The sequence below is a fragment of the Streptomyces sp. NPDC048825 genome (genome assembly GCF_043198355.1).
Taxonomy (GTDB): domain Bacteria; phylum Actinomycetota; class Actinomycetes; order Streptomycetales; family Streptomycetaceae; genus Streptomyces; species Streptomyces xiangluensis.
This window is the reverse complement of the sequence record NZ_JBICUR010000005.1, coordinates 419,458-433,493: the sequence shown is the minus strand read 5'-3', so window position 1 is coordinate 433,493 and position 14,036 is coordinate 419,458. Positions and strand designations below refer to the sequence as shown.

General features: G+C 71.4%; 10 protein-coding genes. 3 read left to right on the top strand and 7 right to left on the bottom strand.

What is annotated here, in order from left to right; translation table 11 throughout:
- Positions 1–24: 24 nt before the first annotated feature.
- Together purH and purN are read right to left on the bottom strand one after the other, a co-directional pair.
- Complete coding sequence (purH, locus tag ACGFNK_RS15920; protein WP_393416118.1) at positions 25–1,596, bottom strand: bifunctional phosphoribosylaminoimidazolecarboxamide formyltransferase/IMP cyclohydrolase; 1,572 nt, start codon at positions 1,594–1,596, stop codon at positions 25–27.
- Positions 1,593–2,231 (bottom strand): phosphoribosylglycinamide formyltransferase, encoded by a 639-nt coding sequence (gene purN, locus ACGFNK_RS15915; RefSeq protein ID WP_393416116.1) that lies wholly within the window; start codon positions 2,229–2,231, stop codon positions 1,593–1,595. Before purN ends, purH begins: the two co-directional genes overlap by 4 nt.
- Positions 2,232–2,596: 365 nt before the next feature.
- Between purN and ACGFNK_RS15910 the strand changes: the two genes are divergently transcribed.
- Together ACGFNK_RS15910 and ACGFNK_RS15905 are read left to right on the top strand one after the other, a co-directional pair.
- The gene (locus ACGFNK_RS15910) at positions 2,597–3,601 is read left to right on the top strand and encodes a hypothetical protein (protein WP_393416114.1); all 1,005 of its coding nucleotides are present in this window, start codon (positions 2,597–2,599) and stop codon (positions 3,599–3,601) included.
- A gap of 501 nt (positions 3,602–4,102) precedes the next feature.
- Positions 4,103–5,089 carry an aldo/keto reductase gene (locus ACGFNK_RS15905; RefSeq protein WP_393416112.1) on the top strand — a complete coding sequence of 329 codons (987 nt, stop codon included), beginning with the start codon at positions 4,103–4,105 and terminating at the stop codon, positions 5,087–5,089.
- Here ACGFNK_RS15905 and ACGFNK_RS15900 read toward each other — a convergent pair.
- Positions 5,083–6,735, bottom strand: a complete 1,653-nt coding sequence (locus ACGFNK_RS15900) for a DUF6350 family protein (protein WP_393416110.1) — start codon at positions 6,733–6,735, stop codon at positions 5,083–5,085. The two genes, ACGFNK_RS15905 and ACGFNK_RS15900, sit on opposite strands and share 7 nt — an antisense overlap.
- Positions 6,736–6,840: 105 nt before the next feature.
- Here ACGFNK_RS15900 and ACGFNK_RS15895 point away from each other — a divergent pair, with 105 nt between their 5' ends.
- Positions 6,841–7,989, top strand: a complete 1,149-nt coding sequence (locus tag ACGFNK_RS15895; RefSeq protein ID WP_393416108.1) for a helix-turn-helix domain-containing protein — start codon at positions 6,841–6,843, stop codon at positions 7,987–7,989.
- A 100-nt stretch (positions 7,990–8,089) separates the two neighbouring features.
- On the opposite strand, the gene sucD is transcribed toward ACGFNK_RS15895, so the two are convergent.
- From sucD to ACGFNK_RS15875, 4 genes are all read right to left on the bottom strand, one after another.
- Positions 8,090–8,974 (bottom strand): succinate--CoA ligase subunit alpha, encoded by an 885-nt coding sequence (gene sucD, locus ACGFNK_RS15890; protein WP_033329097.1) that lies wholly within the window; start codon positions 8,972–8,974, stop codon positions 8,090–8,092.
- A gap of 21 nt (positions 8,975–8,995) precedes the next feature.
- Positions 8,996–10,174: an ADP-forming succinate--CoA ligase subunit beta gene (gene sucC, locus ACGFNK_RS15885; RefSeq protein ID WP_386351318.1), complete on the bottom strand. Its 1,179-nt coding sequence runs from the start codon at positions 10,172–10,174 to the stop codon at positions 8,996–8,998.
- 435 nt (positions 10,175–10,609) lie between these two features.
- The gene (locus ACGFNK_RS15880; RefSeq protein ID WP_393416106.1) at positions 10,610–12,370 is read right to left on the bottom strand and encodes a hypothetical protein; all 1,761 of its coding nucleotides are present in this window, start codon (positions 12,368–12,370) and stop codon (positions 10,610–10,612) included.
- A gap of 232 nt (positions 12,371–12,602) precedes the next feature.
- On the bottom strand, positions 12,603–13,856 hold the full coding sequence (locus ACGFNK_RS15875) for a hypothetical protein (RefSeq protein WP_393416104.1): 1,254 nt from the start codon (positions 13,854–13,856) through the stop codon (positions 12,603–12,605).
- Between the last annotated feature and the right edge of the window lie 180 nt (positions 13,857–14,036).

Here is a 14,036-nt window from a genome sequence, read left to right as displayed (position 1 = left end):
GGCCGTTCGCGCTTCCAGTCGGTGTCAGTGGAAGAAGTGCCGCGTCCCCGTGAAGTACATCGTGATGCCCGCCTTCTGCGCGGCCTCCACGACCTGCTCGTCACGAACCGAACCGCCCGGCTGGACGATGGCCTTGACGCCGGCGGCGCTCAGGACGTCGATGTTGTCGGGGAACGGGAAGAACGCGTCCGACGCGACATACGAGTCACGTGCCCGCTCGGCCCCGGCGCGCTCAACGGCCAGTTTGCAGGAGTCGACCCGGTTCACCTGCCCCATCCCGACCCCGACCGAAGCCCCGTCCTTGGCGAGCAGGATGGCGTTGGACTTCACGGCCCGGCAGGCCCGCCAGGCGAAGGCGAGGTCCGCCAGCTCGTCGGCGGACAGGGCCTCGCCGGTCGCGAGCGTCCAGTTGGCCGGGGCGTCGCCCTCGGCCTGGAGTACGTCCGTGATCTGGGCGAGACCGCCGCCGTCGATCGGCTTGAACTCGGCCGGGGGCTGCGGTCCTTCGGGGCAGCGGAGGACGCGGATGTTCTTCTTGCGGGCGAGGATCTCGACCGCGCCGTCCTCGTAGTCCGGGGCCACGATGACCTCGGTGAAGATCTCGGCGACCTGCTCGGCCATCGCCACGGACACCGGACGGTTGACGGCGATGACGCCACCGAAGGCGGACAGCGGGTCGCAGGCGTGGGCCTTGCGATGCGCCTCGGCGACATCGGCACCGATCGCGATGCCGCACGGGTTGGCGTGCTTGATGATCGCGACGCAGGGCTCGCTGTGGTCGTATGCGGCCCGGCGCGCGGCGTCGGTGTCCGTGTAGTTGTTGTACGACATCTCCTTGCCGTGCAACTGCTCCGCCTCGGCGAGACCGCCGCAGCCTCCGGTGTACAGGGCGGCGGGCTGGTGCGGGTTCTCGCCGTACCGCAGCACGTTCTTGCGCTCGTACGTGACGCCGATGAAGCCCGGGAACTCCCCGCCGTCACCCGCGTAGTCACCGGCGAACCAGCCCGCGACCGCCACGTCGTACTCGGCGGTGTGCCGGAACGCCTCCGCCGCGAGCCGCTTGCGCGCGGTGAGGTCGAAGCCACCGTCCGCGACCGCCTTGAGGACGTCGCCGTAGCGGTCGGGGCTGACGACGACCGCGACCGAGGGGTGGTTCTTGGCGGCGGCCCGGACCATGGAGGGCCCGCCGATGTCGATCTGCTCGACGCACTCGTCGGGCGAGGCGCCCGAGGCGACGGTCTCGGTGAAGGGGTAGAGGTTCACCACGACGAGATCGAAGGGCTCCACGCCCAGCTCGGTCAGCTGGTTGCGATGGTCCTCGAGCCGCAGATCGGCGAGGATCCCGGCGTGCACGCGCGGGTGCAGCGTCTTGACCCGGCCGTCGAGGCACTCGGGGAACCCGGTGAGTTCCTCGACCTTGGTGACCGGGACGCCGGCGGCGGCGATCCTGCCGGCGGTCGAGCCGGTGGAGACGAGTGCGACCCCGGCCTCGTGCAGCCCGCGGGCGAGGTCTTCGAGCCCGGTCTTGTCGTAGACGCTGATGAGCGCACGCTTGATCGGGCGCTGTGTGCCTTCCGTGGTCACTTCGGCGGTCACGGGATAACTACCTTTCGTCCCTCGATGCGATAGCCGTGACGGGCGAGCCGCCCCACGACATCGACGAGCAGCCTTCGTTCGACTTCCTTGATGCGCTCATGGAGAGCGGCACCTTCGTCCTCGTAGTCCTCGTCCCGGACCTCGACCACGCCCTGAGCGATGATCGGGCCGGTGTCGACGCCGTCGTCGACGAAGTGGACGGTGCAGCCGGTGACCTTCACGCCGTACGCGAGGGCGTCGCGGACACCGTGCGCTCCCGGGAAGCTGGGCAGCAGCGCGGGGTGGGTGTTCACGAACTGGCCACCGAAGCGGGCCAGGAACTCTTTGCCAACGATCTTCATGAACCCGGCCGAGACGACCAGATCCGGCTCGTACGCCGCCGTGGCCTCGGTCAGCGCACTGTCCCACTCCTCCCTGGTCGCGTGGTCCTTCACACGGCACACGAAGGTGGGCAGGCCCGCGCGCTCGGCACGTGCGAGGCCCTCGATGTCCGTACGGTCGGCGCCGACCGCGACGATCTCGGCCCCGTAGACGGCCCGCCCCTGCATGGCGATCGCGTCGAGGAGAGCCTGCAGGTTCGTACCTGATCCGGAGACCAGCACGACGAGGCGCTTGGCCACGGGATTGGCGGCCACGGCGGGGCCCTTTCTCGGGAGAGCGTTTGTAGGGTCGTACGAATGCTTCACGCCCCCTGATACGGGGAAGTCTACGAAGCGGCCGACCGTCAGCAACGATACCGGCACAGCGATCGGCCCTCTTGGGACGGGGGCGTGGCCGGAAGGTAGCGTCTGGGAAGGATCCGCCGGGGAACAAGGACCGCGTGGGGGGAACGCCTCCGACGCATGGGTCGTTGTCCAGGGGCGGGGACGAAACTCGGGCATGACGCCCGCCGCCTGCTTCACCACCCTCTCGACCAGCGCGACCCATCGATTTTGCTCCACAACCCGATTCGCAGACCTGATTCGCCAGCCTGATTCGCCAAGGGGAAGACGCACACCTGATGCCGGACCGCAGCCTCCGACTCCTCCCACTCCTCCCCTCCCTCGTGTCCGGCCCTTCGGGGGTCGCGGAGGGAGGGGGGCGGGGTGCGTTCGACCCGTCCTTCCCGTCGTTCGCGTCCGACCGGCCGTCCGGGGTCACGCCTGCGCAGGGGGGCGGGCGCGAAGGGCTGCTGCTACGGGAGCGGCACTCGTCCTCGTCGGCCACTCCGCCGCGTGAGGGCGAGGGGGTGGGGAGCGACTCGACGCGACCCTCGGACGCCTCCGGTGCCTCCGGTGCCTCCGGTGACGGGAACCCGGGCGGGGACTCGTCGCCGCAGGGCGGGCAGGGAGCCCCGCCGCCCGCGGACGACAACCCGTTCGCGCCTCCGCCGGAGGGTGCCCCCGACCGGCCGTGGCAGCCGCGCCGGCCCGCGGACGGGCAGGGGTCGGACGAGGGGCAGGGCGGCAACGGCGGGCACTCTCCCTGGGGCAGCCAGTGGAGCGACCGGCAGCCGGGGCCTGCGCAGGGCGGCGGTTTCGGTGACCGGCCCGGCCCCTCGGGCGGTCCCGGCGGGCAGGGCAGCCCGGAGGGATCCGGCGGCCCCAACACCGGTCTGCGCTGGGACCCGACGGACCCGACCCAGCGCCGCGCCCGCTATGCCCTGCTCTCGGGCATATGGGCCTTCTTCTTCGCGCTCTTCAGCTGGCCGTACGTAGCACTGCTGCTCGGCGCGCTGGCCCTGTACTGGGGCATCAGCACTCTGCGCGCCAAGCCCCGCACCGCGGACCCGGACACCCCGGCTCCCCCGCCCGGCTCCGGCGCCCGCCCCCAGACCACGGCGGCGATCAGCGGCCTGGTCACCGCGTCGCTGGCCCTCGCCATGGTCGCGGCGGGCTTTACGGCGCAGCTGGTGTACCGCGATTACTACACGTGCGTGAACGACTCCCTGACCAACACGGCGAGGCAGTCCTGCGACAAGCTCCTGCCGGAGGAGTTGCGGGGGTTGCTGGGGTCGCGGAGCTGACTCCGCCCTCATCCTTTGGTTGTGTTTTGGGTGCGGGTGGGTGGGTGGTTGCTCGCGCAGTTCCTCGCGCCCCTGGGTGCGTGGTGGGTCGGGGCCGCGGGCCGGTGCGTCAGCCCGTCGCCAACAGGGCATACGGCCCTTTGCTGACACAGGGCGCAGGCGGCCTGAGACAGAACCTACGCGACGGGCATACGACGCACCGGCCCACGTCCCCTCCCGCCGGTGGGAGGGCGCGGGTAGTCGGGGGTGCGGGCTTTCAGGGCCCGGGGGAGTCGCAGGCTTTTGCTTTTAGGGGGCGCGGGGCTGTGACATCAGCGGCTCCGCCGGGGGGCGCGACAAGCCACGACGGACCCGCAGTCGCCAGCGAACCGAACCCACCACCCCTGGGTAGGCGCCCCTGCTCAACCGCCGGAGGCCACCGTTGACTTGGAGAGCGCTTCAACTTGCATACTCCCGCTCAACGCCCCGCCATTCGGCGGGCCGGAAGGGGAGGACACCCGCATGCGCTACCGCACGATCGGTTCGGACCCGAAGACCCGCCGCGAGGTGAGCGTCCTCAGCCTCGGCGCGATGCTGTTCGGCACCGTCACCGACGAGGAGACCTCGTTCGCCATCCTCGACCGCTACGTCGAGGCGGGCGGCACCTTCATCGACACCTCCGACAACTACGCGTTCTGGATCAACGGCACGCAGGGCGGCGAGAGCGAGGCTCTGCTGGGCCGCTGGCGTCGCAGCCGCGGCATCGGAGACGAGATCGTCATCGCGACGAAGCTGGGCGCACGCCCGCTCGCCCCCGGCAACAGCTATATCGACAACCCCGAGGGCCTGTCCGCCAAGGCCATCCGCGCGGCGGCGGAGGGCAGCCGCGAACGGCTCGGCGTACCGAAACTGGATCTCCTGTACGCCCACATCGAGGACCCGACCGTGCCTCTGGGAGAGACCGTCGAGGCCTTAGCGGATCTCGTCGCCGAGGGCACCGTCGGCCTCCTCGGAGCGAGCAACCACTGGACGTGGCGCCTGGAGCGGGCCCGCAGCCTCGCCGCGGGGGCCGGTCTGCCGGGATACGAGATCCTCCAGTACCAGCACAGCTATCTGCGCAGGCGCGCGGACCTGCCTGGCCAGCTCTCGCCGGACGGCGACCAGGGTGCGACCGGCGGCGACCTGCTCAGTTATCTCCGCGCCGAGCCCTCGCTGACACTCGTGGCCTACTCCCCGCTGCTGAAGGGGAGTTACGTCCGCGAGGACAAGCCCCTCGGCCCCGAGTTCGACCATGCCGGCACCCCCACGCGCCTGGCCGCACTCCGTTCGGTCGCCGAGGAAACCGGCGCCACCGTCAACCAGGTGGTCATCTCCTGGCTGATCGACGCCGACATCCCGTCGATCCCCCTGGTCGGCTGCTCCTCGGTGGCCCAACTGAACGAGAACCTGGCCGCGGTGGACCTGCGACTGACACCGGACCAGCGGGCGAGGCTGGACGCGGCCTACTGACCCGGCGCCCGTCCACGCTCGCCGGGCACGGCGTCCTGAGGGAGCGAGGCGAAGGGGTCCGAGGAGTCGACAACGTCGACGGGCAGGAAGTCGTACGGCTCGAAGTCGGGGTCCTCGGGGGCGGTGGGCGTCTCCCGGCGACGCCGGCGGGGCAGCCTCAGCCAGGTGGGCCAGGACGAAGTGGGCCAAGACCAGGTGGGCCGGGACGTCGATGCGGCCTGAGGCTCGGCCTCGGGCGCGGATGCCGACGCCTCGCCCGCCTGCGGTTCGCGTCCCCAGATCTTCCGTGCCCGCGGCTCGCGCAGACGCCACGCCCGCAAGCCCACCGCCACCGGCACCCCGACCCCCGCGATCCACCCGGCCGCCGCAGGCCCCGTCTGCCACCAGACGGGGCCGAAGTCGGCGAGTGCGGCCACCCCGAGCGGTCCACCGGCCAGGGCGGCGAGTACCGCGAGGGCGAGCCCGCACAGGAGCGCCGCGAGCGTCACGGTTCCGGCGATCCGCCCGCACGACCAGGCCTCACCACGCGCGGGCGCCGTCGCCCCCATGTCCCCCCGGCCCTCACCCCTCGGCAACCCCGGCGCCACCGCGAACCACGCCACCGCCACCCCCGCCACCAGCGGCACCATCGCCGCGGCCCAGTTCAGCCAGGTCCCAGGGCCCGCGTCCGGTAGCGCCGTCAGCAGGGGGAAGGGCGGCAGCATAGGCGCGGGCGACGAGGACAGGGGATCCGTCACGTGCCCGGCCCCAAGAGCGAAGCCCGGGCCGAGTGCGAACGCCGCGCCCCATACCGCCGCGTTCGGCAACAGGGCCAGCGCCAGCAGGAGTACGGCGAAACGACCCGACCACGCTTCGGTCAGCTCCAGGAACGAGGCGCGGGCCGGCGCTCCGTGCCAGACCAGCGAAACGCCCACCAGCAGAGCCCCGCCCCCGACGAGCACCGCTGCCCCGGCCCCCGCCGCGCGCCCGGCGGGGGCGAGAACGCCGCCCGCGACGAGACGGCGTACGCCCTTGGGAAGGGCACGACGGACGAACGGCGGCAGGGGCCCGCCAGGGCGCCCGTACGCCGTCCACACCCCCGCCCCCGCCGCGGCCACGACGAACAGTGGCGGCCACACGACGCCCACCGTCCAGGACGGGCGGAACGTACCGCCCGAGGCGTACAGCACGACTGCCACGCCGACCGCCAGATAGCCCGCGACCACACCGCCCCACGCGCTGCGGGCGGCAGGCACCGCGCCCCCGTCGTCGCCCTCCGCCGCATCGCGCGCCGCCCGGTGCAGCAGCCACGCGGGCAGCGCGACCAGGAGCAGCGGGGTGACGCCGACTGGCGCGGGTACGCCGGAAAGGGTCTCGGTGCGGACGAGCTCGGCGCCGTGCGCCAGCAGCCACAGAGCGGCGGCGATGTGCAACGCCCCGTCGGGACCGCTGTCCGGGTAGGGCGAACTGATCCACAGGAGCATCACGAGGACGGCGAACGAGCCGAGCCCCAGCCCGGCCGCGAGAACACCGCCCACGAGGCCGACCACCAGCGCAGGCGACCGGGCGGGCGGGTGCGACGGCATCGGGCCGCGGTCGGTCAGGTGGGTCGGACGGGCCACGCGGGCCGGGTGCCTCGAGTAGGCCGAGTGGGTCGGGTGAGTCACGCCGCCATACTCCCAACGACACACACTTTCCCGGTGTAATGGGCGAACTCTGGACGCGTCGCTCAAAATCTGTTTTATGCACTTTTATGTCTGGAGGGGCGTCCAGTGACACAAAGCCCTGCCAGAAGCTTCGCCAGCCCGCTGCCGCCCCCGAAGGAACGTCGCCGTCTGCGCCAGGCCCGCTCCCTGAGCCAGGCCGAGGTCGCCGCCAGGGTGGGCGTCACCCCCAAGACGGTTCACTCCTGGGAGACCGGCCGCACTACGCCACGGGGGCGCAGGCGGGAAGCGTACGCACGGCTGTTGGCGGAGTTGGCTCCGCTCGATGCGAAGCCTGAGGTTGAACCCGAACCCGAACCCGAGCCCGAGCCCGAGCCGGTGGCCGAACCCGAACCTGCGGCTGAGCCGGTGGCCGAAGCCGAACCCGTGGCCGAGCTCTCCACCCCCACCCTGACCCCCGCCCAAGCCTTCGACGCGCTCTACTCGTTCTGCGAACCGAGCCTCGTACGGCAGACGTATCTCCTCACCGGGCGGCGCAAGTTGGCGCGAGAGTCCGTGGACCGTGCGTTCCAACTGGCCTGGCAACGCTGGCCGGAGGTGGCGGTCGACCCGGACCCGGCGGGCTGGGTGCGGGCGGTGGCCTACGAATACGCTCTGTCGCCCTGGCACCGGATGCGCCTTCGCCAACGGCGCCCGGACGCACCGCCCGCCGCCCCGAGCGATCGCCGCCTGCTCTCCGTACTGCTGAGCCTTCCGCCCGCGTACCGTCGCACGCTGCTCCTCCACGACGGCCTCGGCATCGGTCTGCCGGAGACCGCGGCCGAGACGGAGGCGAGCACCGTCGCGGCTGCGAACCGCCTGCTGCACGCACGCCAGGCCATCGCCGAGCACTTCCCTGACCTGATGGATCCACAGGAGCTACGACGCCGCCTGACGAGGCTGATGAAACTGGCGGACAAGGAGCGCCTGCGGACCGCCCCGAAACCCGTAACAGTCCGCATAAGCAGCGAACGTCGGGCCCAGCACTGGACCCGCGCGGCCATCGCCTTCACCATCCTGCTTGTCACCGCCACGGCCATCACCGTCAAAACGGCCCCGAGCCACTACGAACCTCCGGTGCCGCCGGGCGAGAAGATCCACGGTGTACCGCCCCGAGCGGTCCCCGGCACCCTCTCGGACAAAGAGCAGAAACTACGGGCGAAGCTGAAGTCGGAATCGGCGAACGGCCCCGAGAGACTGATTCCCCAGAGCCACTGAGCCGCCAACGCTGCGGGAAACGCGCGATGGGCCCGCATCCCGGCAAGGGATACGAGCCCACCCGACGTTCAGCTGAAGAAACCGCTCAGCTGCAGAGACCTCAGCCGGCGAGAATCGCGCGCGCCAGCTTCGCCGTCTCCGTGGGCGTCTTGCCCACCTTCACACCGGCGGCCTCGAGCGCTTCCTTCTTGGCCGCGGCCGTACCGGAGGAACCGGAGACGATGGCGCCGGCGTGGCCCATCGTCTTGCCCTCGGGCGCGGTGAAGCCCGCGACGTAACCGACGACCGGCTTCGACACGTTGGCCTTGATGAAGTCGGCCGCGCGCTCCTCGGCGTCGCCGCCGATCTCACCGATCATGACGATCAGGTCGGTGTCGGGGTCGGCCTCGAACGCGGCGAGCGCGTCGATGTGCGTCGTACCGATGACCGGGTCGCCACCGATGCCGACGGCCGAGGAGAAGCCGATGTCACGGAGCTCGTACATCATCTGGTACGTCAGCGTGCCGGACTTCGAGACCAGGCCGATACGGCCCGGCTTCGTGATGTCGCCCGGGATGATGCCGGCGTTCGACTGGCCGGGGGTGATCAGACCCGGGCAGTTCGGGCCGATGATCCGCGTCTTGTTGCCCTTCTCCACCGCGTACGCGTAGAACGCGGCGGAGTCGTGGACCGCGATGCCCTCGGTGATCACGACCGCGAGGGGGATCTCGGCGTCGATGGCCTCGACCACGGCGGCCTTGGCGAAGGCCGGCGGTACGAAGAGGACGGAGACGTTGGCGCCCGTCTTCTCGATCGCCTCGGCGACCGTGCCGAAGACCGGGATCTCGTTGCCGTCGATGTCGACGGAGGTGCCGGCCTTGCGCGGGTTCACGCCGCCGACGATGTTCGTGCCGTCGGCCAGCATGAGCTTGGTGTGCTTCATGCCTGTGGCACCGGTCATGCCCTGGACGATGACCTTGCTGTCCTTGTCGAGGAAGATAGCCATGGTGGTCTGAGTCCCTCTTCCTTACTTCGCAGCCGCGAGTTCGGCGGCCTTGTCGGCCGCGCCGTCCATGGTGTCCACGCGCTGAACGAGCGGGTGGTTGGCGTCCGACAGGATCTGACGGCCCAGCTCCGCGTTGTTGCCGTCGAGGCGCACGACCAGCGGCTTGGTGACCTCTTCGCCCTTCTCGGCGAGCAGGGCCAGGGCCTGCACGATGCCGTTGGCGACCTCGTCACAGGCGGTGATGCCACCGAAGACGTTGACGAAGACGGACTTGACGGCCGGGTCGCCCAGGATGATCTCCAGGCCGTTGGCCATGACCTGGGCGGAGGCGCCGCCGCCGATGTCGAGGAAGTTGGCGGGCTTGACGCCGCCGTGGTTCTCACCGGCGTACGCGACCACGTCGAGGGTGCTCATGACGAGGCCCGCGCCGTTGCCGATGATGCCGACCTCGCCGTCGAGCTTGACGTAGTTGAGGTTCTTGGCCTTGGCGGCGGCCTCGAGCGGGTCGGCCGCCTGCTTGTCCTCCAGCGCCTCGTGCTCCGGCTGGCGGAAGTCGGCGTTCTCGTCGAGCGAGACCTTGCCGTCGAGGGCGATGACCTTGCCGGAGGCGACCTTGGCGAGCGGGTTGACCTCGACGAGGAGGGCGTCCTCCTTGATGAAGGTGTCCCACAGCGTCACGAGGATGTCGGCGACCTGGTCGGCGACCTCGGCCGGGAACTTCGCCTGGGCGACGATCTCGCGGGCCTTCTCGATCGAGACGCCCTCGTTGGCGTCGACCGGCACCTTCGCGAGGGCGTCGGGGTTCTCCTCCGCGACGACCTCGATCTCCACGCCGCCCTGTACGGACGCCATGGCGAGGAAGGTGCGGTTGGTACGGTCGAGGAGGTACGAGACGTAGTACTCCTCGAGGATCTCGGGAGCCGTCTCGGCGATCATCACCTTGTGGACCGTGTGGCCCTTGATGTCCATGCCGAGGATGTCCGTCGCGCGGGCGACGGCCTCGTCCGGGGTGGCGGCCAGCTTCACGCCGCCGGCCTTGCCCCGGCCGCCGACCTTGACCTGGGCCTTGACGACGGACTTGCCGCCAAGACGCTCGGTCGCCGCGCGCGCCCCCTCAGGCGTGTCGATGACTTCACCGGCCAGCACCGGTACACCGTGCTTGGCGAAGAGGTCCCTCGCCTGGTACTCGAACAGGTCCACGCGCGTCCGTCCCTATCAGGTATCTCGCGGTTCGTTGGTCTCCGTGGGCGTGCCGCGAGGGCAACGTGACTGCGCGGTCACTAGGAGGGCGTGGGCACGGTGGCCGGCACGCGGCATGTCCGTCTCGCAGGTTATCGCCGCTGACGGCGGGGTCGTAAATCGCAGATCACACCTGAGCGGTGATTACGGTCACAGATGCGGGTCTGATCAGGGCCTCACCAGGCTGGGGTTGGCCTGGTGAGGCCCCTGTAACAGCCCCTGAGGAACGCGCGAACAGCCACTCAGGGGTTGCGGGGCGGACGGTCCCCACCCCATTGGGGACCACCCGCCCCTGTCCGCGGGATTTCGGTCGGCCGGCCGATGGTTTTCGGCTGCCCGGCGCTGGTTCCCGCGGAGTCGGTCGGGTGCCGTACGGCTGGGCGTACGGCGGTCCGGTCAGATGCCGTACGCGGCGCTGTGTGCGGCGCCCGGCAGGTAGTTCGGGGTGACGGACTCGGCCGCGCCCTGGACGCCGGTGACCGCGTTGTGGACCAGCGGCCCACCGGCCGTCTCGACGGTTCCGGTCACGTCCTGCGCGAGGGGCGCGGCCTGTCCGGCGACACCGCCGGCGAACGGGGAGACCTCGCCGGCAAGGCCGTAGGCGAAGGGCTGCACATCGCCCGCGACGCCGTACGCCAACGTCGTGGCACTGCCGCCGACGCCCTGCGCGACGGGCTGCGCGTAGCCGACGACGGTGTCCACGACCGGCCGCACGGCCCCGCCGACGCCCTCGGCGAACGGCGGCACCTGCCCGACGACGCCCTGCGCGAACGGGCCGGTCTGGCCCACCATGCCGTACGCGACCGGCGGAACGTCACCCACGACGCCGTCCGCGAAGGGCCGCACATCACCGACGACACCGTCCGCCAGCACGCCCGCGTCACCCACGGCCTGCCCGGCAGCCGGCACCACACCGTCCACGGCGGCACGGGCGACCGGCGGGAGAACGGAGGCGGCGGCGTCCTCGGTGACCTGGCCCACGAGGCCGGTGGCGTACGGGGGGACGTCGCCGACAACGCCGTTCGCGTACGTCTGCGCGTCACCGACGACGCCGTGCGCGTACGGGGTGGTGCCTTGGGCGACTCCACCTGCGTACGTCCGGGCGTCGGCCACGACTCCGTACGCCAGCGCCTTTGTCCCGCCGACGGCTTGGCCGGCGACAGGGGTGACGTCGTGAACGGCCTGGTCGGCTATGGGTGTGACACCGCCGAACGCCTCACCGGCGACCGGCGTGACGCCGTGGACGGCGTCGGCGGCGAGGGGCGGGAGGGCGGAGGCGGCGGTCTCGTCGACGACCGGGGTGGCGGTGTCGTGGATGCCCTGGATGGTGGAGGGGAGGGAGGTGACGGTGGCCTGGACCTGGGCGGGGGCACCGTTCACGGTCTGGCGGGTGGCGTCGATCGTGGTGCCGACGGGAGCGGCCGTCCTGCCCACGGACGCGACGGTCCTGTCGGTGGTGGCGACCGTCTGCCGGACCGCGGCCCGGGCGTCGGACGGTGCGCCCGTCGCGGTGCGCTCAGTGGCCGCGAGTCTGGTCTGCGCGGCGGCGAGCGCCTGCTCGAGCTCCGGGGCGAACGTCGACAGCGGGCCGAAGAGGTAGTCGACCTCGTCCTGGGGGCCGGCGGCGTCGGACACAGCGTTCGCCGCCTTGTTCGCCGCCGCGGACCTGGCCTCCTGCGCGGCGGCCTTCGCCCGGGCGACCTCGTGGGCGGGCAGCTCGGCCTCGACGTATTGGCGGGCCTGGTCGGCTACGCCGGCGGCCGCCTTCGTGTTCGTCTTCGCGGAGGCGGTTGTCTTCGCCTTGGCGGTGGCACCGGTGACGGCGTCGTGCGCCTTGACCGTCGTGTGTGAGGCCGTGCTCTGCGCCTTGGTGGTCGGGGCGCCGGTGATGCCGGTGATCGTGTCCGTGACGGTGACGGTGGCAGCGTCTGAGGTGGTGTCGGAGACGTCGGAGACGTCGTGCAGGACGTCATCGACCCCTTCGCCGACGGGGCTGTCGACCGCGTCGCCGGTCGCCTCGTCCACGGAGAGGGACGCGTCGGGTACGGAGGCCGTCGACTTGGGCAGTTCGTCAGCGCCGGCGACGGCTGAGCCGAGCGCCCACGCGCCGGTGACCCCGGCGGTGATGACGATGGAACGGCGAATGTTCTTGTGCATGCGTGCTTCAGATCCTTCGGGATACCGAGACTTGAGGACTTCGGGAGTGGGGGGCTTCCGGTGTCGGATGCGGCGCCGATCCCCTTACCGGTCCGGGGAGTTGAGGACCGGTGGTGTCGGCAGCGGCTCCGGTCCGGATCCCGTTGGCTGTGTCCGGAGATCGGAGGGATGTCCGGACGACGGGCAGACCTGTTCCGCCCCCGCGCGGCAGGTCAGCGCGGGAAGGGCTGCCCTAGCCGGGGAAAACGGGAATGTCCCGGTATCTGTCCCTGGTCTCGGCCGCGGTCACCGCCGCGGCGATACCGGGCACCAGCTTCTGCTGAGCCCGGTTGCTGAACGCGACGGCATGCGCGTCGCCGTGCCGCGGCGAACCGTTGTCGGCCGCGGAACCATGCCCGAGCGCACCCCTCGGGGCACCCTCGTGCTCCTGGTGCGCCGGCGGCTGCGCGGGGTGCCGCGCAACCTCGTCGTTGTCGCTCGCACCGGCGTCGGGCGTCACGTGGCCGCCGCTGAACCTCGGCCCGGGCGCGCCCGTGGAACGGTCGCCGGACTTCTCTCCGGCGTCCTGCCCGGCCGACCCGTTCTCGTCCGCCGCCCCACCGGGCAACTGAGGCTGCGAACCGACCGGCAACGTCTCGCCCGGCAGAACCGGCAGTCCCGGCAGGTGCGGGAGAGCGGGGAGTTCAAGTCCGGGGAGTACGGCCCGGGGCGGCCACCATGGCGAGGCGGGCGCCTCGGGCTTGGCAACGCCACCGCCTACGACCTGTTCCACCAGGCCACCTATGGGCCGTACGACGCCATCGGTGACCGGCCGTATGACTTGCTCGGTGACCGGGCGCACGACTCGCTCGGTGACCGGGTGTACGACGCGGTGGACTCCGTCGGTCACGGGGTCGGTCACCGGGGCGGTCACCTCGTGGACGGGATCAAGGGGGGCGATGGTGCGGGGGCGGACCGGGTTCTCGACGCCGGGCTCCGAGCCGGCCCCGGACCCCGACGCGGCCCCGGACCCCGACGCGGCGCCGGGGGCGGCTTCGGTTTCGGATGACGCGGCTTCGCTGAGGCCGGCGAGGCCGTCGAGCCCGATGCCGTCGAGCCTGATGCCGTCGGAGGCTCCAGACCCGTCAGCCCCTGGGGTTGCAGCCCCGGAGGTTTCAGCCCCGGCGGCTCCTGCCCTGGAGGTTTCAGCAGTCGCCGACCGCTGCTCCGAACCCGGCCGCTCCGCACGCCACTGCTCCGCGCCCCGCGCAACCGCTCCGACCGACCCCGTCACAACCCGCTCGGCCGAACCCGTCACCGACCGCACGACGCCCGTCGCCGTCACACCCGAAGTCGCACCGTCCGCCGCACCCGCCCGCGCCCCGCACAGCATCCCGAGCACGAACAACCCACCCACCAGCAACCCCACTTGCAGCGCACGCCGTCCGGCCGCCGTGCGCGTCATGCGCAGAGCGGCACCAGGCAGTGCGGCTGACAGGGTCGACACGGTCAAGACGGGGAGAGCCTCCCGTGAGGCGGGATGAGGCGGGTACGAAGTAGGACGGGGCGGCACACGGCGCACCGTTGAAGTCGCGACGATCCTTGCATGGGAGTCGGGAGGTTGCGCAAGCCCCCCGTTCCCGTTGGGCATTCATGTCCGGTTTCCTTCAACCAGCCCCGCATGCCC